Source organism: Nostoc sp., from assembly GCF_036919595.1.
GTDB lineage: Bacteria > Cyanobacteriota > Cyanobacteriia > Cyanobacteriales > Nostocaceae > Nostoc.
This window is the reverse complement of the sequence record NZ_JBALCO010000038.1, coordinates 1-20,895: the sequence shown is the minus strand read 5'-3', so window position 1 is coordinate 20,895 and position 20,895 is coordinate 1. Positions and strand designations below refer to the sequence as shown.

Annotated in this window: 22 protein-coding genes; 6 read left to right on the top strand and 16 right to left on the bottom strand. The window is 40.5% G+C overall.

What is annotated here, in order from left to right; all coding sequences use genetic code 11:
* Positions 1 to 526: 526 nt before the first annotated feature.
* The 3 genes from V7K21_RS04640 to V7K21_RS04630 all read right to left on the bottom strand — a co-directional run bounded on the left by V7K21_RS04640 (position 527) and on the right by V7K21_RS04630 (position 2,009).
* Positions 527 to 1,066, bottom strand: a complete 540-nt coding sequence (locus V7K21_RS04640; RefSeq protein ID WP_335171980.1) for a DUF948 domain-containing protein — start codon at positions 1,064 to 1,066, stop codon at positions 527 to 529.
* An 11-nt stretch (positions 1,067 to 1,077) separates the two neighbouring features.
* A complete protein-coding gene (locus tag V7K21_RS04635) occupies positions 1,078 to 1,428 on the bottom strand; it encodes a YtxH domain-containing protein (RefSeq protein ID WP_273762171.1) in 351 nt (116 codons plus the stop codon).
* A 245-nt stretch (positions 1,429 to 1,673) separates the two neighbouring features.
* Positions 1,674 to 2,009: a hypothetical protein gene (locus tag V7K21_RS04630; protein ID WP_334794452.1), complete on the bottom strand. Its 336-nt coding sequence runs from the start codon at positions 2,007 to 2,009 to the stop codon at positions 1,674 to 1,676.
* 539 nt (positions 2,010 to 2,548) lie between these two features.
* Between V7K21_RS04630 and V7K21_RS04625 the strand changes: the two genes are divergently transcribed.
* On the top strand, positions 2,549 to 3,541 hold the full coding sequence (locus V7K21_RS04625; protein WP_335171977.1) for a metal ABC transporter solute-binding protein, Zn/Mn family: 993 nt from the start codon (positions 2,549 to 2,551) through the stop codon (positions 3,539 to 3,541).
* 95 nt (positions 3,542 to 3,636) lie between these two features.
* On the opposite strand, the gene V7K21_RS04620 is transcribed toward V7K21_RS04625, so the two are convergent.
* Positions 3,637 to 4,170 (bottom strand): DUF4330 domain-containing protein, encoded by a 534-nt coding sequence (locus tag V7K21_RS04620; protein WP_273762176.1) that lies wholly within the window; start codon positions 4,168 to 4,170, stop codon positions 3,637 to 3,639.
* 392 nt (positions 4,171 to 4,562) lie between these two features.
* Here V7K21_RS04620 and V7K21_RS04615 point away from each other — a divergent pair, with 392 nt between their 5' ends.
* A complete protein-coding gene (locus V7K21_RS04615; protein ID WP_335171974.1) occupies positions 4,563 to 5,426 on the top strand; it encodes a M48 family metallopeptidase in 864 nt (287 codons plus the stop codon).
* Between the two features lie 78 nt (positions 5,427 to 5,504).
* On the opposite strand, the gene V7K21_RS04610 is transcribed toward V7K21_RS04615, so the two are convergent.
* Complete coding sequence (locus V7K21_RS04610; protein WP_335171971.1) at positions 5,505 to 6,260, bottom strand: metallophosphoesterase family protein; 756 nt, start codon at positions 6,258 to 6,260, stop codon at positions 5,505 to 5,507.
* Positions 6,261 to 6,518: 258 nt separating this feature from the next.
* On the opposite strand from V7K21_RS04610, the gene V7K21_RS04605 reads away from it, so the two are divergent.
* Positions 6,519 to 6,803 (top strand): DUF2470 domain-containing protein, encoded by a 285-nt coding sequence (locus tag V7K21_RS04605; RefSeq protein WP_335022487.1) that lies wholly within the window; start codon positions 6,519 to 6,521, stop codon positions 6,801 to 6,803.
* Positions 6,804 to 7,116: 313 nt separating this feature from the next.
* Here V7K21_RS04605 and V7K21_RS04600 read toward each other — a convergent pair whose 3' ends face one another.
* The gene (locus tag V7K21_RS04600) at positions 7,117 to 10,242 is read right to left on the bottom strand and encodes a plasmid replication protein, CyRepA1 family (RefSeq protein WP_335171968.1); all 3,126 of its coding nucleotides are present in this window, start codon (positions 10,240 to 10,242) and stop codon (positions 7,117 to 7,119) included.
* Positions 10,243 to 10,644: 402 nt separating this feature from the next.
* Between V7K21_RS04600 and V7K21_RS04595 the strand changes: the two genes are divergently transcribed.
* The 3 genes from V7K21_RS04595 (at position 10,645) to V7K21_RS04585 (ending at position 12,639) form a co-directional block, all read left to right on the top strand.
* Positions 10,645 to 10,950: a DUF2281 domain-containing protein gene (locus V7K21_RS04595; protein ID WP_335171966.1), complete on the top strand. Its 306-nt coding sequence runs from the start codon at positions 10,645 to 10,647 to the stop codon at positions 10,948 to 10,950.
* A 30-nt stretch (positions 10,951 to 10,980) separates the two neighbouring features.
* A complete protein-coding gene (locus V7K21_RS04590; RefSeq protein WP_335171963.1) occupies positions 10,981 to 11,163 on the top strand; it encodes a hypothetical protein in 183 nt (60 codons plus the stop codon).
* Between the two features lie 195 nt (positions 11,164 to 11,358).
* Positions 11,359 to 12,639, top strand: coding sequence for a tetratricopeptide repeat protein (locus tag V7K21_RS04585; RefSeq protein WP_335171960.1), 1,281 nt, complete (start codon positions 11,359 to 11,361; stop codon positions 12,637 to 12,639).
* Positions 12,640 to 12,802: 163 nt separating this feature from the next.
* On the opposite strand, the gene V7K21_RS04580 is transcribed toward V7K21_RS04585, so the two are convergent.
* The 10 genes from V7K21_RS04580 to rpmI all read right to left on the bottom strand — a co-directional run bounded on the left by V7K21_RS04580 (position 12,803) and on the right by rpmI (position 20,770).
* The gene (locus V7K21_RS04580) at positions 12,803 to 13,039 is read right to left on the bottom strand and encodes a hypothetical protein (protein ID WP_335171958.1); all 237 of its coding nucleotides are present in this window, start codon (positions 13,037 to 13,039) and stop codon (positions 12,803 to 12,805) included.
* Between the two features lie 26 nt (positions 13,040 to 13,065).
* The gene (locus V7K21_RS04575; RefSeq protein WP_335171956.1) at positions 13,066 to 13,422 is read right to left on the bottom strand and encodes a hypothetical protein; all 357 of its coding nucleotides are present in this window, start codon (positions 13,420 to 13,422) and stop codon (positions 13,066 to 13,068) included.
* Between the two features lie 15 nt (positions 13,423 to 13,437).
* Positions 13,438 to 13,812 (bottom strand): hypothetical protein, encoded by a 375-nt coding sequence (locus tag V7K21_RS04570; RefSeq protein WP_335171954.1) that lies wholly within the window; start codon positions 13,810 to 13,812, stop codon positions 13,438 to 13,440.
* Positions 13,813 to 13,965: 153 nt separating this feature from the next.
* A complete protein-coding gene (gene bchB, locus V7K21_RS04565) occupies positions 13,966 to 15,492 on the bottom strand; it encodes a ferredoxin:protochlorophyllide reductase (ATP-dependent) subunit B (RefSeq protein WP_335171952.1) in 1,527 nt (508 codons plus the stop codon).
* Positions 15,493 to 15,853: 361 nt separating this feature from the next.
* Entirely contained in the window at positions 15,854 to 16,423 is a 570-nt protein-coding gene (locus tag V7K21_RS04560; RefSeq protein ID WP_335171949.1) for a peptidylprolyl isomerase, read from the bottom strand.
* A gap of 114 nt (positions 16,424 to 16,537) precedes the next feature.
* Positions 16,538 to 18,520: a primary-amine oxidase gene (locus V7K21_RS04555; protein WP_335171947.1), complete on the bottom strand. Its 1,983-nt coding sequence runs from the start codon at positions 18,518 to 18,520 to the stop codon at positions 16,538 to 16,540.
* A 229-nt stretch (positions 18,521 to 18,749) separates the two neighbouring features.
* The gene (locus V7K21_RS04550) at positions 18,750 to 19,274 is read right to left on the bottom strand and encodes a tetratricopeptide repeat protein (protein ID WP_335171944.1); all 525 of its coding nucleotides are present in this window, start codon (positions 19,272 to 19,274) and stop codon (positions 18,750 to 18,752) included.
* Positions 19,275 to 19,368: 94 nt separating this feature from the next.
* Positions 19,369 to 20,184, bottom strand: a complete 816-nt coding sequence (locus tag V7K21_RS04545; protein ID WP_335171942.1) for a transporter substrate-binding domain-containing protein — start codon at positions 20,182 to 20,184, stop codon at positions 19,369 to 19,371.
* A 12-nt stretch (positions 20,185 to 20,196) separates the two neighbouring features.
* Positions 20,197 to 20,553: a 50S ribosomal protein L20 gene (rplT, locus tag V7K21_RS04540; RefSeq protein WP_069069781.1), complete on the bottom strand. Its 357-nt coding sequence runs from the start codon at positions 20,551 to 20,553 to the stop codon at positions 20,197 to 20,199.
* Between the two features lie 19 nt (positions 20,554 to 20,572).
* A complete protein-coding gene (gene rpmI, locus V7K21_RS04535) occupies positions 20,573 to 20,770 on the bottom strand; it encodes a 50S ribosomal protein L35 (RefSeq protein ID WP_335083311.1) in 198 nt (65 codons plus the stop codon).
* Positions 20,771 to 20,895: the final 125 nt, after the last annotated feature.

Genomic DNA, 20,895 nt, shown 5'->3' with positions numbered 1-20,895 from the left:
TTTTTGGGAATCGGGTTTTGTGGAATAGGGACTTGGGAGTACCATTTCTGATAAATAAAGATAAAATGCATTTTGTCAATCAGTTAAAATACTCAAAATATCCTTAATAAAAATGATAATCGTGGCTGGGGAGAGAGGTAGGTGGCAAGCGTCGCTTGCCGCCTACCCTGCTTTTGATCATCATTATTGGCATAAAAAGGGAATGATTAGAGGTGAGAGATGATTAACAAAGAATTATTAATAGTTCTGGATCTGAGCGATAGTCAGAAGATCCACAAGATTAATGACACCAAGATAATTCGCGATTAATCATCGCGAATTATCTTGATTATTTTATTTTTTCCAAATTGGGATGCTCCCAAAGACAGCTTCATTAAAATATGCTTTATCCGTTTTTCAAAATTGCTAAATACAATGTCGAAGTTTATCCATAAACAAAAATCGCTTTTTTTAAGCAAGCTGATAAAGTAGCACGTTTTAACACCGTAACAAGAAAGATAAGCAATGCCCCATGCCCTTTTTTTGGTCAATCTTCATCATCGAAATTGGTTTCCCAGTTAGCAGCGTCGTTGTAACCGTCATTAGCGCGGTATACTTCTGTTTTTAGGCGGCGATTTTCTTGCCTGAGCACTTCTCTTTCTCGCAACGTGAGTGGTGGTTGTTCATTGCTTGGGATGCGATCGCCTGTTCGCCTCGCGGGTTTTTGGCGTGTGAAGTTTCTCCAAGCAGCTTTCGCGCCAACAAAGATGCTGCGTGTACCTACTTGCAGATTTTGAGCCTGAATTCTTGCACTATCGAGGCTTTGATCAACTTGTTTCATGACTTGACTAGCACTTTTTACACCTTCTCCGACATCATCAGTTAAGTCAGTGATTTCCAAACCAGTCACGCGGATAGCTTCTAAAGTGGGTGGTAAATCCCGTGAAAGTGTATCAAATAGCTTTTCTGCACTGCGAGCAGCGCGTGCTAACTCCTGGAAAGCCGGTATTGCCACCAATAAAACCGCAGTCAAACTTGTGGCAACTAAGAGTAAGGAAAGTCCCAACCAAAACAGGGGATCAATCACGGTTATGTTATTTATGAGCGTTCTAATTGCTGGGCAAGAGAATCTGAGTCTTCAACAGATGTTTGCCGCTTTAAGACTTGGCTTTCTTGCTGACTGGCATCTACACCTGCTGCGATCGCTTCCCGTAATCTATCTAAAGTCTCATCCCAGTTTCGCAGTGCGCTGGCAGAGAGACGATCTGCCTGGATTTGTACACTCGTTGATAAATCTTCTGCCAATTCTGGGATAGCATTGGCAGATTTCTTCAAAATTTTACGCGTTTCGCGCCCTGTGCGTGGAGCTACGAGCAAACCGGTCAAAGCACCGATGGTAGCTCCCAGCATCAAACCGCCAATAAATACTCCAGAACGGTTATTAGACATCTTGTTATTGCTCTCCTTACACCCATTTTAGGTGGGTTTTCTCCCCTTGCAAGACTTAAACGATTTTATCCAGTTAATCTATCGTGACAAAATATCAGCCAAAAATGTTGCTTTAATATCGAAACTGTTAATTACTTATAATTCAAAACTCCTAGTGTCACCGTCTCACCGTATCCTCACCTCCTTGTGTCACCGCATCCCCGTGTCAGCCCTAATTATAAATGTTCATCCGAACTTGACATAACTCATTTTGCGACTGTTTTTTTCCCAGGTGTTAACTCTAGTCTAGGAAAATAACGCTGCCAGATTTGCCGTCCTAGCAAAAGTAGACTGATAATTTGCCGCACTTGTTGAATTTGTATTTGTAGTGCTTGATTTTTCTGCCGTAAGTTGTAAATATTCTCCTGGCTAAGATAAATATTTTCGGGTGCTTTATTCAGTGCTGCATGTGTACAACTTTCATAGACGGTTAACTTATCTGCTATGTATGCTAACTGCTGCTTGAGTTGCCACACCCGCCAAGCCACATAGAATAGTATCAGTGAAATCAGGGTGTTAACGAGGATAACTAAAATTACCATTGTTTATCTTCACCAATATTTGTAACAAGCATATGCCCACACCTCACAAAACCGCAGTTACAATTTAGATTCACGACTTGCTTTGCGAAATCAACCCGTATGATTAATAGGCCCCATCATCACTATGTTCCTCTCCTTAAGCGAATAATTCTAGTCAATTTGCGACTTTGGCGGCACATAAGCACAATGGTATAGCCGCTTCAACAGATGGTGAGAGAACTGCACTACACTTCTTACCAAAGACACCCTAGCATCGCTTTGCTGATTGTGTTTTTATCCCTAGCAGTTTTGCAGCCTGTCGCGTGAAGCGAGGTTTTTGCCTGCAAAAACCTCATTTGTAGTTCACTTACCAAAAATTGCAGGGTCTTTTTTCCCCATTCTCTTCAAAGGTTCAGTTCGCCTTTGGTGTTAGCACAGCGATCGCTAAAAGCCCTAACTCTGACTGTTCGCTAATTGCCTAAGCTGAATTCAGAATTCAAAATTCTGACTTTTTTAATAATAATGATTATCTTTTTTTATACATCCAGTAGGAGTTTAGGATGTCAAAAAAACCACCATCAAATAATTCCTTACGAGCTATTCTTGTTGCTTTGACGATTGGATTTGTTGGGTGCGGAAATCAAACTGCAAGAACTACATTTACTCAAACTACCACGCAGGTAAATGAGAATCTTCCCCAAGTCGTAGCAACTACAAGTGTACTATGCGACTTAACCAGACAGGTTGCCGGAAATACTGTTAATCTTACCTGCTTGATTTCTCCTACTGCCAACCCCCAATTTTATAAACCAAAGCCGGAGGATCGTAAAGCCATTGAGCAAGCTAATCTTATTCTCTATAGTGGCTATAATTTAGAACCAAATCTAATCAAATTAATTAAAGCGACTAAAAACTCTGCACCGAAAATAGCCGTCGGTCAATTTGCGGTGCCTAAGCCACAAAAATTTCAGCGAGGCGATAAGAAAGTAAACGATCCTTATCTTTGGCACAATACTAAGAATGCGATCAGGATGGTGGAAGTAATTAATAGCAACCTGGGAAAATTAGAATCCAGTGATGCCGCGACTTATACCAGCAATACCAGAAAAATCACGAATGAACTTACTCAACTAGATGGCTGGATTAAGTCAAGAATTGCGAGTATTCCTACTAAAGAACGTAAGTTAGTTACAACCTCTGATGCACTGAGTTATTACACCAAAACATACGGTATTTCATTAGTAGGGGGATTGCAAGGTATCAGTACTGACAAAAACCTAACAGCTGCAAGAGTGAAAAATTTGGTTACAAATATTAAACAGGCGAAAGTGTCAACAATTTTTGCTGATACAGCAATTAACCCTAATTTACTTCAATCTGTAGCAAAAGTTGCTGGAGTAAAAATTTCTGAGAGGAAGTTGTATGCTCAGGGACTTGGTGAACCAGGAAGTGAGGCAGACACTTATCAGAAAATGATGATTGCCAATACACGCACAATTGTAGAAGGGTTAGAAGGGACGTATTTAATGTTTCAAGTAAAAGCTGCTCAGTAGTTATAATCTCAATTGAGTAATCTGATAAACCGAGTTTTTTAGATGACATAAAGTTCGGTTTACCAGCCCCTTTTTTTAAGACGAAAATGGGAATGCTATTTGTCTTTTAACCTGAGATCAATAACAGTTGCATTAAAGTTGTAGTTAAAGCCTTCTAACTCAAATGGCATTCCAATTTTAACTTTACTGTTACCCAGAACTGGTCCATTTTCAGTAAGCTGGGCTTTGCCATCTAAAGTCAAAATCAAATCTGTACTAAAATTATTGGTCTTCGGATCAGGCAATTCTTTAACAGTACCATCGGGTTGGGGAATATTGATTGTTCTAGGTAGCTGTTGAATGGATTTAATCTCAATCTCTCCGTGGGGTTGATTGCGGATAATCACATTAGTTTTTCCGCCTTTTTTTAATCCGTTATTGAATAATTGTTCAGGGTCACGGACGTTCAAACCACGGACTACTAAGTCTACTTCTATCGGTACTGTTTTCGCACCAACTTGGGCAACAGAACCAGAAGTACCAGGGAAGATAAAGATGCCAAATATAACTAGCAGAATTACCAGCGCAGCACCTAAATCTAGAAGATTGATTTTGCCGAACAAGCGACCTTTTGAATCTAAAATAGCCATAAAAACTTTTCCGAAGTAATAGCGAAGTAATTGATTGTAGCAAGAAGGCTTTCTATGGGAACGGCAATTTTCCCTATTTGGTAATAACTCAAAGCGGCTGGGGATTACGGTTATGCGACAGTTTATCACGAGTTCGTAAGTTCTACAGGGGTGGCAGCTAACCCTCAAACTTTTGCCTGTTAAGACTGACGCACCCAGAAATTAATATCTCGTGTTTAAGCCTATCTCTAGAGGGAATCGTTAATCCCCGCAATTCGGTAGCTTTGCCAAACATTACCTGTATAACAACTCCTTTGGTCTTGAGTTAAGAATGCAACTTAGAATACTCTAAATCCGTCTCATAATTTGTCCCATCATTTTATGTTCTCCCAAAATAATCTTCAGAGTGTATTATGTTCAACTGGAAAAGTTTTGTTGCAAATTCCCGTGTGTGGCGGCGTCGCTGGTTTTATCCTTTAATTTCAGTGGTAGTTGCTCTGAGCCTGTGCCTAAGTACACCCTTGCCTGGAAGAACTTTAGACTTCTTGCCTCTTCTACTTCAAGGAGTTCAGGCATTTCAGCTTTCTAATATATCCCCTAACCAAGAAGTTGATCTTGGTAAGCAGATTAATCAGGAATTAATCGGTAGTCAAGTCCGGCTTTACCGCAATCCCGAAGTTAATCGTTACGTGGAACAAGTTGGTCGGCGTTTAGCAGTTAATAGCGATCGCCCCGATCTCCCCTATACCTTCCAAGTAGTTCAGGATGACAGTATTAATGCTTTTGCTACCTTGGGCGGCTATGTCTATGTCCACACGGGTTTGCTGAAAACCGCAGACAATGAAGCGCAACTGGCAAGTGTACTCGCCCATGAAATTGGTCACATTGGGGGGAAACACGTAGTCAAACAGATGCAGCAAAAAGCGCTTGAAGGTGGCCTATTAACAGCTGCTGGCTTAGACCGGAATACGGCAGTGCAAATTGGTGTCCAGTTAGCGCGAGACTTGCCACGCAGTCGTAAAAATGAATTTGAGGCCGATCAAAGAGGACTACGAACTTTGACACGGACTGGTTACGCCCAGTCTGCAATGGTTTCCTTTATGGAAAAGCTGCTGAAAAAAGGTGGTTCTGCTCCAACATTTTTGAGTACGCACCCCGGAACCAGCGATCGCATTGATGCCCTCAGAAGTGCAATTAACTCTCAACCCAGTAATGGAAATTATGGCTTGAATAATGCTAGTTATAAAGCTAATATTCGACCATTAGTGCGGTCTTAAAATCAAGAGTCAAGGGTTATTTCTGCCCCATCTCCCTGATCTCGCCTATCTTCCTTATCTTCCCATCTCGAATGATGCTCAATTCTTGTAGCGGCGATCAACTTTGATTTTGGCTGGATCAACTCTGATCACTACATCTTTTAAGGGCAGGGCGCGAAGATAGTGTTTAAAAATGTTAACTTGGTAAACTAAATTATTCGTGACATCCAGTCCAGTCAACCAGCCACTCCGGGGATGATAAGCGCCAGTATCTATGTCTAGCCATCCCTGTCCTTGTGCCAGTTTACCAGGAGAAACACCCGGCAGAGTAAAGGTAATGGTGTGACCGATGATAATTAGCTTATCGGCAAAGTAGGGTTTTTCAATACTATGAAATTCCTCTCGTATCCAGCACAGTTGATCGGCAGTTTGTTCTGTCACCAACTTGCAAGGGTCAACACCAGCATGAGTTAACCAAATATCCCCCAAGTCGAGATATGTAGGCAAAGTCTTGAACCAATCTAGATGGTCATCAGGAATTGTAGCCTCGTGGTAACTGGCTACGGTAGCTTGCCCCCCACTATACAACCATGCTTGCATCGTCGGGGAGGAGGTTCTTTCATTGGTCAGAATGTTTAATAACATCTGCTCATGATTTCCCAGCAAACATAAATAGTTATGTCGCTTGACAAAATTAACTACTTGTGCGCTATGAGGACCGCGATCAATTAAGTCTCCCAAAAAATAGACTTGATCATCTGAGGTGGGGGCGATCGCCTCCAACAATGTCATCAAACCTTCATAGTGACCATGCACATCCCCAATTACAATTCGTCTGGGGCTAATTTCGCTCATTGTCTCTTAGCTTCAATAGTTTGGCTAATACTTCTGCTACAGTTTAAGCTGTCTGGTTTCCGTAATGGAAGGTAAAAATACTGAATAAGTTTTATTTTAATTTAATTATTCACCTATAAATAAAATATATTGATGATGAAGATAGGGTAGTATGCATAGTTTTTACTGCTAAGAAAGAAAATCAGCAAATTTTACCCGCGTTAGCTTAAAATCTTAAAATGTAAGCTGTTGCTGTATTGCTAAATTTTTATCTCAACAATGTCTAAGGATTTCTCTGCTGATATTAGTTCGCGCATCTGCAAGCATATGAATGATGATCATGCTGATGCCATAGTTATTTATGCTAAGTCTTTTGGCGGTATAACAGATGCGATCGCAGCACAAATGCTGTCAATTGACGCACAAGGTATGGATTTAACAGCGCAAGTGAATGGGGAAGCTGTGCCAGTCCGCATTCAGTTTGATCATGTTTTAGCAGATGCGGAAGATGCCCATCAAACTCTAATTGCGATGGTGAAGCAGGCGCGGGTGAAGGCAAAGTAGAAATTGGGATAGGTAAGTAAGTCGGCGGGAATAAATCAAACTATGTGTTTTGCAATGTAAAGTTATTGTAATTGAGTTTGTAGTAAGCGACTCAATCCTTTTTTTGTTAGCCTAGCAAAATATCCAAAGGGGTACACTACAAACTTTTAATTATTTACGCCGTTCTACTTAAGTAAAATATAGCGATCACTTCTATTAGTTCAGGTTGTAATATGGTCTCACAATCTTGATTTTTTAAAGCAATTGTACTTACAGCTATTTTCAGGTAAATTATTACATAGATATTAAGCTACAGGATATTCACAATTTGTAATTATTTGTTGACCACTGCGGCATAAGGCTTGGTTTGGATAATTTCAAGCTTCCAGTCTGAAGAATAATCAGTCAACTCATAGCCAACACTCTTAACATGAGCCAACATTAACTCATCCCGTTGATGCCAAACTGCAAATATTTTCTCTCTGCCATCATAAAGCGTTTTCAGGTCGATTTGATAAACCTCATTTACCCGCTTTAGTTTCAAACCTAACAAATTTAACAGTCGGCTGAGTATTTTTATTGCTGAAACCTGCTCTTTCTCCCAAACTAAGTTAATACCAAGTGCTCTTTTAATATGCTTACTATGCTGAAAAACAATATTCTTCAGCAATATCAAATCTTGATTACTCTCGGTAAATTCTCGTTCTGCTTCGAGAAACTGAAGCATTCCCAAGGCTCTCATCGCCTCAACTTTGAGCGTATAAGTTTTTAAATCTGGTAGGAAAACTTTACCTTCACCCCAAGATAATTGCTGATACCATTCTTGCTCATCTTTAACATGAAAATACTCGCTTTCGTGAGTTAAATAATAGTGAATTAACAGTTGAGGATAATATCCGTGGTCATCCTGCAACTTCAGCCAAGGAGTAACTTCTATCTCATATTTTTGTTTGAGAACATATTTGTTAATTTGGTTGCGTTCTCCATCAGTTAGGGAATGCTTCACTAATAGCTGCTCATATTTTACATAATCGATATCTTGAGCATTAGCTACAGCAGTTGCTAACAATAGTTGATTTTGCTGCTTAATATCTTTAATTTTACGTTTAATTTCTTTAGCTTTTTGACGGCTTTGCACCCAATCTTTTTGAACTTTGACAATTTCTAAAATTAATCTTCTACGGGTAGCTAAATCATCAGCATCAGTTGCCAAAAAGGCCAGGCGTAAATCTCGAATAATATTATTGTGAACAGCATTACTCCGCATCTGAATTTGATGTCCATCAGCAATCAAACCATCTTGCATCGATTGTCGGTAGAGGCGGATAGAGGCATTTACTCGTGCAGATAACTTAGCCCAAGTTCGCAAATGAATCGGGTCATGAACTAAAGGTAAATCTACATCTATTTTATGTAGTGGACTAAGCAAAGCTAAGTTTTCTTTTTGATTTTCCTGATACCAATCAGATAGCAAGCGATAATTTGTACTACCACTACCAATTAAACCAATACCTCGTTTAGCGCACCAGACAATACGCGGAATATCATCCCGCACTCTCGCTAATGCTTGTCTTGCTTCCGAGTCAGGAATTACCCCTTGAAAAATGCCATAAACTCGGTCGAAATGTTGGACATCAATACTAATTCCTGTACCAAGGCTTGGGGTAACAAAAATGCCGTCATATTCAGAGATTTTTTGGTTGATAGCTGCGATAAAATCAACTGCTTCGTGGCCAGGTGTGTTTGTAGTGTGGCTACTAACTACTAAAGTTTTAGGAAATTGCCGTCGTAATTTTTCTAACCGCTCTTTCAGATAACGTTCAATTGTTTCACAACTGTAACGCCCAGCCCGACTATCGGTAGTAACATAACATTTACGTCCAGCAAGTAAATCTAATTCGAGTTGGTGAATTAGCGGTGTTGGGTTCGGCGAATCATAAAAAGTTACGTCCCAACCATGCTGAGGTTTCCACTGGTTGAGAACTACCCAAGGTGTTAATTTTATTCCTGCCAATCCCTGTAAATATTCAAGTGATACATCTGATAAATCAGCATCTTGGGCAATTACTAATCCCCCAGTTGTTAAAACTGTGGAAATTAGTTGCTGAAATAATTTTAATATTTTTACACGCTTGTGTATACAAGTATTACTATTTAATAGATGCCACAAAGATTGCTCTACTTCATCCAGAATTACTATTGCTCCCTGCCAATTTTCAGGGTTAAGTTTCCAAATGGAATCAACACACAATCCAAAAGATTTAAGAGGAGAGACGCGATTAATCGCGTCTGTACAGGAGTTAGGAGTTAGGAATTTAGAATTTTTATCTATTCCCCATTGAATACCAATTTTCTCACACAAAAATCGTCCTAGTAGAATTCTGTGAGTGATTAATAAAACGGGTTTATTTCTACTTTTTGCTTGCTGAACAACAGCTTGCAGTGCTGTAGTTTTACCTGTTCCTTTGCCTGATTTGACTCCTACTAATCCAGAAGTGGGGAAAGGTATTTCACTTATATAAGGACGGTTGAAGGTGAGTGCAGCAGGAATGCTTAACTCAGTGTGGGGTTTGGTTTGAGCAAGATAAATTTCTAAATCAACACTTTGACGATAAACTTTCTCGAAACTACTTGCACCTTTAGCAACGATAAACTCATCAACCCCTTTTTCCATTCCTGGAAGTTCAATGACTTTAACAGGGCAATTTTTTTGCTGGAATAAACAACCAAGCTGAGAAATAGCATTATTTACAGCAGCAATTTTTTTAGGTTGAATTTCAAAATCAAAGCAAATATAAAAGCTACGCTTTGTAATTGCAAACGCTGCTAAGTCGGGAATCAGCTGACGACGGGTAACTTTACCAAATTCGTCTTTGACAACCCGATAACCACTGGTAATTCCGGGAATGGCAATAGCTGCATATCCTTGCGTCAAAAGTGTGGCTGCTTTCTTCACACCCTCGCAGAGAATCAGAGGAATGTTCTGTTGCATCACCCATTGCCAAAAGCCTCTAACTTCACCATCAGCAGTAATGGTAATATTGTCAGGCATGACCAGATTGTAACGTCCAGCGACTTGCTGCCACACTTGCAGCGTCACCCGCAAACAAAATAACCGCGTTGGCGTGCTGGGAGGATGTTCGTATTTGATGGACTTACCATTGTGATTCTGTCGGGGTTGGTTTGGCTTAAAGCATCCCCATTCCATCATTTGCCAATTATTCAAAGGGTCTAGCCCGGAACACCACCAACCACCTTCAGTGATATGAGCGTAACGCTGCAACCATCCACTTTTCACCATTCCAGTATTGGTGCGGGGGAGTAGCTCAGAAATCAATAGGTACTCATAAGCAGTTACGCCTTGGAGTGACCTAAAATTGAGTTGCACTAGGTGTAAGTCTATACCACTACTCTTGACTAATTCTTCAAGGTGTTGGGGGTGTAAATAGTGCAGATGCATAGGGAAACGTACGAAGGGAAAGTCAATGAGATTAAAACATTAACATGCATCTACTTTTTTCCTCTAAGAGAGATTGCTAGACTTTAATGATACTTTTTTTACTTAGTAATGGGAGACACATCGGTTCTGACTCTAGTGGGTTATTCTGCTTATTAGATCCCCAAAGTAATAATTTTGTATTGTGATATTTATTCGCAATTAATTTTTATTTATCAGTAAATTTTTCTGTTAAGGAATGCGATCGCCTCAGGGGTTGCAGCAGCGATCGCTATGGGGTGACATTTTGCAAGAACAGTTTTGTCAGGATTCATAGACGCACCAGGGGCTTGTGGTTATACACCGCTTTTTGCATAAAAGCCGATTATTCTGGGTAGAACTTATGAGTTACACTATTATGCAAATATGGTGGCTGCAAGCATGGATTTTCTCAAAGAAAAGATTTTAGAGAAACTAGAACACCTCTCAAAAAATGTACAGCAGGAAGTTCTAGATTTTGTTGAGTTTTTAGAGTTGCGAAAGGAGAATCGTCAAGAATCTCAGTTATCTGTAGTCAGTGAAGAATTAGATGAAGAATCTGATGCTGGATGGCTAGAGACTGACTTATCAAATTTGGGTAGCTATGAACCTTATGATTGGCAACCAGGAGAACTGGAGAAGGGTTTGCCTGTTAAGTATTTTGAGGGAGTTTTAGTAGTGCAATCTGAATAAGTGCTCACTAGATTAGTAACAGTAAATTAAATGGCTAAAAAATTAACAATACAGTTGCCAGATGACTTAGAAAGTAAATTAACTGCTCAGGCTGAGAAACTGAATCTATCTTTAGAAGACTTAATTATGCAATTACTGGCTCAATCAGTAAAATTAGCAGATACTTCTGAGTCAGATCCAATTTTACCGCTACTAGGTACATTGAGATTTTAGGTTTCTGATTTAGGAGAAAACCACGATAAGTATCTAAGGAAAAATTTGGAGCAGGAGTTAAAGATTGCTAAATAAAGTCTTCGTAAATATATCAGGATGGACTAACTTATTTCTTGCAGTGTTAACCGAAGATTTTCTGAGGTCATTCGTCGATCTAAAACATACGATTTAAGTGTGAGTTTAGAGGATGTTGCAATGCAAGGCAGAATCAATGGAATTAGTTCTCATTATCTGAGTGGCGGTTATGGTGATGATTTATCAGAGCTTATAGATAATTCATATTATGATCCTTCACCTTCTGATGCACTTGACTTTATAGATGAAGATGAATGTGAGGAATCAATAAATTCAGTTGATAAAAAAGAAGTTGATGAATTTCCACAAGAGAGTTTTTGTCAGCAAAATATTGCTATTAAAACATTTATTAATTATTTTAATTTAGGGGTTGACCGTCGTCAGCGAGGAGATCAGCAAGGGGCAATAATGGCTTGGAATGAAGCATTAAGTCTTAATCATAATAATGCCCATGCTTACTACTATAGAGGAATAACTAAAGCTGAAATAGGCAATTATGATGGTGCAGTTGAAGATTTAAAGCAGGCGTTATGTATAACTTCTAAATATTTAAATGCTAACCGTCAGCTAGAAAAAATTCGTCTATATTTATTAGGAGGCGATAGTACAGTTTTACAACTCAAATCCAATAATGCTACTCAATATTATCAGCGTGGAAGAGTTCGTTTACACTTTGAAGAGTATCAAGAAGCAATTAAAGAATTTAACCAAGCATTACAGATTAATCCTAATCTGGTTGCAGCATACTACAGTCGAGGAAAGAGTTACTATAAATTAAAAAAAAGGGAAGAAGCTATCAGAGATTTTCAAACATCTGCAAAACTTTTTTGTGAAAATAACCAACCTGATAAACTGGCTAAATGGACTCCATTTGAGTTAGGTGAATCAAATCGAGAAGAAGCAATTTCCTATCTTATTCCATATCTCTCTAGAAAAAGCTCCTATGACGAGAAAAGATTAGCTGCTTCAGCTATACACAAACTTGCCAATAGTTACAAAAATATCTGTGCTTTAGCTATTCGTCTTTTATTAGATAATCTAACTTACCCTGCACCACAGGTTAGGCAATACGCTTTAAAGGCTCTTTCTCTAATCAACTTGCCTAAATATGCATTTCCAATAATTCAAGAAATTGCTAATAACGATCCAAAAAGCTATAACAGAAATTTAGCAAAAGCTATATTAGAAAATTTGAACTCTGTTCCTAATGGAAAATTTAAACATTCTGATAAATCTAAACCTGATAATAGGTGTTTATCAGAACTAAAATTTTTTGATGCTGAGGAAATTGATAATTCTTATAACCAAGGCTATTTTCCTGAAGAAGCTTATGATACATCTATGGATTACGGCTATGTGGATGACCTCAGCAATCCAGAGGATTATCTTTACAGTTATTGATTATTGATAATAGTAAGGGCGTTCTGTTTAAGTAACGCCCCTATATCAAAATCTGCTAATCCCGAAACTAAGCCCCGACAGCTTCCTTCGCAGCATACAACACCTCAGCGTTGATTTCTTTGAAACCGCGATCGCAATTAAATTTCTTGGTGCTGCATTAGATTTATATTAGTTCAATACTTCTCCAGGTTTCAGGTAGAGGGTTGACCCAGGAAATAGGCACAGAAACAACATCTAGAGTTTCACCGTCTATAAAGATTTCTAAAATATATCCTGGCTCTTGCTGAGTTTTAGTAGGGCATAGATGATCCAATACAACCCCGCTATTGCCAGCTTTTACAGGGCTGTTAGGAACATCTTGCTTCAGTTCTACCCACTGAAATAAACTAACTTTTGTCATTGCTTAATTTTTTTGTGGACTATCAATTAAGCACAGATAGTACGCAAAGAGTCTAATTCATTAGTATCAGTTATAACTTTACGTAATGTTTCACTGAAATAGAAAACTTCATAGTTAGGTGCAAGTTCTTTTTGCAGTCGCTTCCACAAGCTAATTCCTTCTGCTTCAAAAGCCCTTTTAGCCTCTAAACTGGGAAAACCTGAAGAATTAGGATCTTCCCAGTTCAACTTTGCATCATAAACTTCTGCCCATTTTTCCAAACGGCTAATAGTTTCTTGACTTAATGGCATTCTCTCTGGATCAATATCTCCAGCTTTATCGGAACTAGCCCACCATATTGGGTAGCATCCATAATCAGCCATGAGTTTGATTTTTTCTGCCATAGTCACTTCACCGAATTATGAGGAAGTTCTAGGATTAGCACCCACTATATATCCATTATCGCTCACAGTCACGCAGATGTATTGGGTTTTGCCATTAAAATTAACTTCATAAATAGTACGAGTTTTTTTTCTTCCTTGATAACCAATTATTTTACCTTGGGTTACTGCGGTAATAATTGCATCTGGTATCTGGTTTGGCTCGATTCCCTGATCTGCAAACTCTAAAGAATGTTCTTCTAATATGTGTTGAAGTCCTGCTTCAGCATTTCCCTCTTCTAAAAATATGATTTTGCCATCAGTTTGCTTGGCAATCCGCACAATTTTCTCAGGACTGTGTTTAATGCCAGCATCAAGGAGCGCCGCAAGTAATGCCGCTGTGTCTTGATTCATATTTAATTGGGTTATTTAAAATAATAATTTATATAATAAATTTAATATTATCTTAGACTAAAATTGCTTGTCAAGCCTTTTATTGAATAAAATTGAGGGGTAAAGATCCTCAACAAATCCTTACCCCTTAATCTTCTCAATCAACCTCCAAATCTACGCTCCAACCGACTCCTTCGCAGCGTACAATACCTCAGTTGTAATCTCCTTAAATCCACGCTCACGAGCAAACTTTTCAGTATTTCGCTTCACCTTCCCGCGCACAAAACCAGGAATCTTATTCAATTCTGCTTGACCATCTTTTGTCCAATTCAAATCAGATTCGGCAGAAATTCCTCTACTAATTACTTCCTTGGTATCATGACCACCGAAGATTTCTAATAGGTGATCTTCCATTCCCAAAGTGAAGGAATTGTAGATCAAATCTGTAATCTGATTCGTCCCTTCGTAACCCATAAATGGTTTGTAACCAATGGGGAAGTTTTGGACGTGGATGGGTGCAGCAATTACGCCACAGGGAATATCTAAGCGTTTACCAACGTGGCGTTCCATTTGGGTGCCGAAAATAGCAGAGGGTTCGACACGAGCGATCGCATCTCCAATTGCACCATGATCTTCGGAGATTAGCACTTCATCGCAATACTCGCTAACCTGTTCGCGGAACCAGTCTGCATCATATTTGCAGTAGGTTCCAGCCCAAACAACATGAATCCCCATTTCTCGCGCCAGAATCTTGGTAATGGCGGCGGCGTGAGTGTTGTCACCAAAGACCACAGCTTTTTTGCCAGTCAAGTTTTGACAGTCAATAGAACGGGAGAACCAAGCAGCCTGAGATACATACAGGGTTTGCTCATTGATGAAGTCTTCGTAGTCAACTTCTGCACCTTGAGCGTTAATTACCTGCTGAATCTTGCGAATACAACGGGCAGTTTCCACTACACCCATTGGAGTAATGTCTATATAAGGTGTGCCAAATTGTTCTTCCAGGTAACGAGCTGTGGTTAAACCAAGTTCACGGTAAGGCACCAGGTTAAACCAGGCTCTGGACATCTTCTTCAAATCATTCACCGAAGCACCTTCGGGAATTAAGGTATTTACCTCAATCCCCAAGTCAGCCATCAACCGTTTCAGTTCGGTGCAGTCGTGATTGTTGTGGAAACCAAGGGTAGTAGTACCGATAATGTTAACCGAGGGCTTTGCAGTTTTGCCCTCTGCCAATTCGCCCCGCTTCCGGGCTTTTTCAATGTAGTATTGGACAATTTGATCCAAAGTGCGATCGGCTGCTTGCAGTTCGTTATAGCGGTAGTGGTTGACATCCGCCAGCATTACGTCTCCTTTCGCTTCCAATTGTGCCCGTTCGACAAAGTTGTGTAAATCCTCTTGCAAAATGCTGGAGGTGCAGGTGGGAGTTAACACAATCAAATCTGGGTGTTCCTCAGCATCCTTGCGGACGATGTTATCTACCACCTTTTCTTGGGAACCACGCGCCAAAACGTTGCGGTCAACGACACTGGTTGTCACCGGAGTGAAATCCCTCTCCCGCGATAGCATGGAGCGCATGACGTTAAAGTAATCATCGCCAATGGGGGCGTGCATGATCGCATGAACATTTTTAAAAGAACTAGCGATTCGCAGAGTGCCGATGTGGGCTGGGCCTGCATACATCCAGTAAGCCAATTTCATGTTTGTGTTCTCCCTTTTCAACAGAAATAACACGGAGTCCGATAAGAGTGGACTATAAGTGCTTGATTATTATTAAATCGTTTCTGATTGTCTCAAAACTTGTAGCCCTGAATAAGTGAAGAGTTGTAAGGGTTTTATTTGGAGTGCATAGGCGTAGGTATCCCTCAAACCTGCTTACTGATTGGAATCTAGCTGATGATTTTAACAACATGGCTGTTGTTTTAGTTAAATAAATCTTAATTTTTCGGCAAATTTGTTTTCAATTTGGGGCGGGATGTTAACCCCCCTTAAAAAAGAGGGGAATAATATTAGCGTAGTTTGTTCATTCGAGAGAGTATAAATCAACTTAGAGAGGCGTTAGTTACTGCCGAAAAATTTCTACTTTTTCTAACACTACGTCTTGATTCGGACGATCTCTAGTCGTAGGCACATTGGCGATGCGGTTGACTATATCCATACCTTCGACAACTTTACCAAAAACACTGTGTTTGCGGTCGAGATGAGGCGTTGGCCCTTCTGTAATGAACCATTGCGAACCATTTGTACCGCGTCCGGCATTTGCCATTGAGAGGATACCGGCACTAGAGTGTTTCAATTCAGGATGAAACTCATCTTCAAATTGATATCCTGGGCCACCAGTACCCCACCGGTTGGCCATATCCGGATAACGAGCCAGGGGATCGCCACACTGAATCATAAAATCAGGGATGACTCGATGAAAGCGAATTCCATCGTAAGCAGGAGTACCCTTCAGAGATTGACCTGTCTTAGGGTCTTTCCAGTCGATTGTTCCGGTTGCTAGACCGACAAAATTTTTGACGGTGTTGGGGGTTCGATCTTCCTCCAAACGAACTACAATTTCACCCAAGGAAGTAATTAAACGAGCGTGCAGCTTGCCATTACCGGGAATATTAATTTCTGGAAAGTTCATTAGATATCCTACTTTAACAAGTGCCTGTATTTGACCTATACAAGTTTATCAGCATTCAAGTTGCTCCCTTTAAACATGACAAAAAACTGAAGGAAACTTGAGCAAACGAATATTTTACTCAGGCAAATTTATCACTGGATTACGGCTAAAGAATCCTCTAGGGACTAGCTTAAAGCCAACTCGGTGAACAGGCATCACAGGCCAATCTTCCGATCGCGGAATATGAGTTACGCCCATTGTGTACCACAGCACGATATCTTCACTCATCAAGGACTCATCGTCTGCAATATATTTTGGCAAACCCTGTCCTGGTTGAGTCTGGTTGGGATAATCGCCCCCAGCATAAAGTTCAGCAGGTTTATATTTTGTTACCCAGACGTGGTGAGTCGCAAATTCTGCCCTTTGACGGATTTTTGAGCCTTCCACTGGGAAAAACATGGAGTTTCCACCAGGCATTAGCATATATCCAGGTGCAGCCCCTAGCGGATTTTTCTTATCTGCACTAACAATCATCCATTCCCGACTGTTTTTCAGATCCAAATCGCGCACAGCAGCCGTTTCATTTGTTAATGTGGTTTCTACAAGTGCGATCGCATTTCCTAATGGATTTTTCTCATCCATCGGCAAAGCTTTCACGTTCATTTCGATCACAGAATTAGCTTGACCATCTACATCGAAATCTAAGCGGTAGTTGAAAAAGTGCTGGTGATTTACTCCGAAGATATTCTTAGCAATTAGCCGACCATAGGAATTATCTTCAGATTCCTTTTCAGAAGCCGTTCCCTGCCCCAGGACGATACCCGTTAATTCATTTTGGACTTCCAAAGTCCCATCCTGGTGAAAGATCCAATTGATGCTGTAATCATAGTTGTCAATCGCCGCAGTCATTGTCATCACTAGTTCTCGACTGCGACGGACATCATTGCGCTGAGTATTATACTCATAGTGCTTCCACAGCATTCCGTTATCGCGCTCGTAGATACCGATAACCCCCGGCATTACATAAGGTTCTCCCTGCTCATTAGCAAATACAGCATTTAGTAACAGGCCGTTTTCGGGAATTTCCTTACTTAACTCCATCGTATTTGCTAGCAAACCAAGGTTGTATTCTCCAACATCAAAGGCATTCCTAAATGACCAAGTAGGCTCAGGATCGCCGTAAGGTACTACCATCTCCGATAGGCTAGCGCGGTATAAAACTGGTCGGATATTTTCCCCGTACTTATGCGTCACTTGGTACAGCATTAATCCATTCCGAGGATGCATTAAATAGCGAAACTTCCAACCTTGCCAGCTAATTTCATTGTCTTTGCTTTGGAAACTTGCACCATTTGGTTGCAGAATCTTTAATGCTTTAAGTGGTGAAAGTAATTTGCCCAAGGAATTTACATCATAGTTCCAGTTTTCCTTAGAGAAAGGTACATTTCCTCTGTCAACAAAACTGGCGATTTTACCCGTGTTCAAATTGACAGTTGCTACGACTCCTTCAATCGGACTACCGTAATAGTTCCAGCCTTTACCCTTGTAGTAAGATAAGCTCCGACAAAAACGATTTCCTGTTGCTTCTTCCTGTTTACTCAGGATTCCTGGGGCCCACGAACTAATTTTGACTTGATCGAAATCAGTAATTCCCCGCCTTCGCATCGCTTTTTGCCATCGGGGATCGGCTTTGACTACCTGAATTGCCAGTTCATATTCTGAATTGACGATCGCAGGTTGGACAGACGGTATTTCTTTCCAAGAACTTAAGGTTTTGCTTGTCAGATCAACAATTCCCTCAAAGGTTTTGTTTTGCGATCGCTCATAGATTACCAAAAAAGCTTTTCGCCCAAAAGCTTTACCAGGTGTAAATTTAAGAACTTCTTCTTTATCTGGTTCTTGTAAAGCGATCAGTGGAAAAGCTGCCATTTCGCTCAAAGTTTTTTCTCTTTTGATGATCGAAACAGCTGTGCTAATTTCTACCTCTGTTAGCGAAGTAAGTGGATGGGAAATTGAAGGCTGTTGAGCCATTAATTTCCCCATTAATCCAAGTGAGATAGAAATGACGACAATGATGGGAATAGCTAGCCACAAAAAACGCTTTAGCCGCTTAATCATCTTTTACATTCTTACAAAAAACGTATAGTTATCTATTTCTAAGCCGAAGCCTGAAACCCGATAAATTAAGCAAGCTAAAGCTAAATTAATTTGCTAATAGTTGGGGGGACTGGAGACTATAGCACTTTTAGTTTGTATACAATACACACTGACCTCACTTCCATTCCTCTCTCCTTTGAATCTTACTCCAACGCTAGTACGGAAGGGGCTGTTCTTGTTAAGTCTTAATTTACGCAGAAACCAAACGGCGTAAAGATTCAGCACGACGTTTAGCAATAGAGTTATTTGGAGCAAATTTTAGTGCTTCTTCATAAGTTTGTAACGCCTGAGTAGTTAACTTTTTCTTCTCGTAAGCGTGACCAAGATTATTCAACCCTGTTACGTAGTCTGGTTTAGATTTGAGGGCTTCTTTATACTGACGAATTGCTAGGTCATATTGCTCTTGGATAAAATAAACATAACCCAGCCCGTTGTAAATGGGGGCAATATTTTCTTCTCCCTCTTCTGGGGCAGCTTTCAGAGCTTTTTGAAACAGTGCGATCGCTTGGGAATACATTTTTTTTTCGGAATAAATACTGGCTAACTCATAATATTCTTGAGTAGTACCCTTTTCTTTCTCTAACTTCTTTCGCAATTTTCCAAACGAGCCTTCAATCTTGCGAGTTTTGAAAATCTGGCGAAAAACACCCACGGCCGCAATTGTGAGTAGAACCACCAAAATTGAGAGATAAACAACGGCTAGACTGTTATCCATTGCTGCAAATACAAATATTAAAAGTTGCTTCTGTAATCTATTATCAGCCTGTTGGGCATGAGGGAGATGAGGCAGACGCGATTAATCGCGTCTCTTAAGGTAAACCCCAATATTGAGAGCGTTGCTGGAGCCAACCTTCTGCTAAGTAACGAGCGATCGCTTGATTCACATTTCGTCTTAACTCATCGTACTGCAATCCCTTGGGCATGACTACAGACAAGGGTTCAGTTGACAGCTTAGTTGGTAGTAGCCGATATTGGGGATATTGTTGCACCCAACCGCTCAGAACGCTAGCATCTGCGGCAAAGGCTACGGCGGCATTACTTTCTATTTCCTCTCGCGCTTCGTCATAGGAATTCGCTCCTACTAACTCGGCATTTGGCACATAGTACCGCACTTTAGCAATCGTGCTGGAGTTATTCAGTACGGCAATTTTTTGTTTTGCCAAATCACTCAATTGCTGGACAGAGGCATCTTTTGTAACTAATACAGTGCCATCCAAATAGTAGGGAACACTGAAACTAACTATGCGGCTACGAGATTCAGTTGCTGTTACCCTAGCGATCACAAAATCAACTTTCTTATCTAAGACTACAGACAGGCGATCGCGATTCGCTACAGGTTTCAATTTGACAGCCTTTGCTTTCCCAACCAAATCAGTTGCCAAGCGCTGTGCCAAGTCAATTTCTAAGCCTTGCAAATTGCCACTGGTATCTTTAAATCCCAAGGGACGCAAGTTATCTTTAACTGCAACAGTTAAATAGCCCCGCTGCTGAATCTCTGGCATTTCGGCGGCAGATGCAGTTAATCCTGTCCCCAGTATGGAAAAGCAAGATATCCAAAAAATAGTGGCGGATAATACCAGATGTAACCGAGTAATTACTTGCCATCTGTTACATCCGTTGTACATCCGTTGCCACCTTTATCCTTTAGCTTGATTTGCTAGTTCAGCAACTTTGCCGAAGCTAGCTGGATCGAGGACTGCCAATTGCGCCAACATCTTGCGATTTAGTTGGATATCAGCTTTTTTCAAGTTACCGATCAACTGGCTGTAGCTCAAGCCGTGTTGCCTTGAAGCAGCGTTGATGCGGGTGATCCAGAGGCGACGAAAATCGCGCTTTTTCTTTTTGCGATCGCGGTAGGCACTCCGTAGAGCCTTCATCACTTGTTGGTTGGCAGTTCTAAACAGAGTTGAGTGGGAACCGCGAAAACCTTTAGCTAGTTTGAGAATTTTATTGCGGCGCTTCCGAGCTACATTACCGCGTTTTACCCGTGTCATAACTTATTTCCTGAAATACTTACAAATATGGGAGCATCAAGCGCACGTTGAGTTCATCGCGTTCATGTACAAGTCCGCTCTTGGACATGCTACGCTTTTTGTCTGAAGATTTGTGCTCTAAAAGGTGGTTTTTGCCAGCTTTACGACGGACGATTTTGCCGGTGCCGGTGGCACGGAATCGCTTCGCTGCTGCTTTACGAGTCTTTAGTTTAGGCATGGTCTAGCTTTAATTCGACACGATCCATAATTATATACTACGCCTTATGTGAATTAAGCCACAGGATGCTGTTCAAAAGTAAGAACATCAATACCAAAACGCTGGCGCAGAAAAATACGCAGAGT

Bases quoted from the DNA above. Each gene is read 5' to 3' on its own strand.
- V7K21_RS04635 (WP_273762171.1), bottom strand. From the start codon at position 1,428: ATGTCTAATAACCGTTCTGGAGTATTTATTGGCGGTTTGATGCTGGGA.
- V7K21_RS04630 (WP_334794452.1), bottom strand. From the start codon at position 2,009: ATGGTAATTTTAGTTATCCTCGTTAACACCCTGATTTCACTGATACTA.
- V7K21_RS04625 (WP_335171977.1), top strand. From the start codon at position 2,549: ATGTCAAAAAAACCACCATCAAATAATTCCTTACGAGCTATTCTTGTT.
- V7K21_RS04620 (WP_273762176.1), bottom strand. From the start codon at position 4,170: ATGGCTATTTTAGATTCAAAAGGTCGCTTGTTCGGCAAAATCAATCTT.
- V7K21_RS04615 (WP_335171974.1), top strand. From the start codon at position 4,563: ATGTTCAACTGGAAAAGTTTTGTTGCAAATTCCCGTGTGTGGCGGCGT.
- V7K21_RS04610 (WP_335171971.1), bottom strand. From the start codon at position 6,260: ATGAGCGAAATTAGCCCCAGACGAATTGTAATTGGGGATGTGCATGGT.
- V7K21_RS04605 (WP_335022487.1), top strand. From the start codon at position 6,519: ATGTCTAAGGATTTCTCTGCTGATATTAGTTCGCGCATCTGCAAGCAT.
- V7K21_RS04600 (WP_335171968.1), bottom strand. From the start codon at position 10,242: ATGCATCTGCACTATTTACACCCCCAACACCTTGAAGAATTAGTCAAG.
- V7K21_RS04595 (WP_335171966.1), top strand. From the start codon at position 10,645: ATGGTGGCTGCAAGCATGGATTTTCTCAAAGAAAAGATTTTAGAGAAA.
- V7K21_RS04590 (WP_335171963.1), top strand. From the start codon at position 10,981: ATGGCTAAAAAATTAACAATACAGTTGCCAGATGACTTAGAAAGTAAA.
- V7K21_RS04585 (WP_335171960.1), top strand. From the start codon at position 11,359: ATGCAAGGCAGAATCAATGGAATTAGTTCTCATTATCTGAGTGGCGGT.
- V7K21_RS04580 (WP_335171958.1), bottom strand. From the start codon at position 13,039: ATGACAAAAGTTAGTTTATTTCAGTGGGTAGAACTGAAGCAAGATGTT.
- V7K21_RS04575 (WP_335171956.1), bottom strand. From the start codon at position 13,422: ATGGCAGAAAAAATCAAACTCATGGCTGATTATGGATGCTACCCAATA.
- V7K21_RS04570 (WP_335171954.1), bottom strand. From the start codon at position 13,812: ATGAATCAAGACACAGCGGCATTACTTGCGGCGCTCCTTGATGCTGGC.
- bchB (WP_335171952.1), bottom strand. From the start codon at position 15,492: ATGAAATTGGCTTACTGGATGTATGCAGGCCCAGCCCACATCGGCACT.
- V7K21_RS04560 (WP_335171949.1), bottom strand. From the start codon at position 16,423: ATGAACTTTCCAGAAATTAATATTCCCGGTAATGGCAAGCTGCACGCT.
- V7K21_RS04555 (WP_335171947.1), bottom strand. From the start codon at position 18,520: ATGATTAAGCGGCTAAAGCGTTTTTTGTGGCTAGCTATTCCCATCATT.
- V7K21_RS04550 (WP_335171944.1), bottom strand. From the start codon at position 19,274: ATGGATAACAGTCTAGCCGTTGTTTATCTCTCAATTTTGGTGGTTCTA.
- V7K21_RS04545 (WP_335171942.1), bottom strand. From the start codon at position 20,184: ATGTACAACGGATGTAACAGATGGCAAGTAATTACTCGGTTACATCTG.
- rplT (WP_069069781.1), bottom strand. From the start codon at position 20,553: ATGACACGGGTAAAACGCGGTAATGTAGCTCGGAAGCGCCGCAATAAA.
- rpmI (WP_335083311.1), bottom strand. From the start codon at position 20,770: ATGCCTAAACTAAAGACTCGTAAAGCAGCAGCGAAGCGATTCCGTGCC.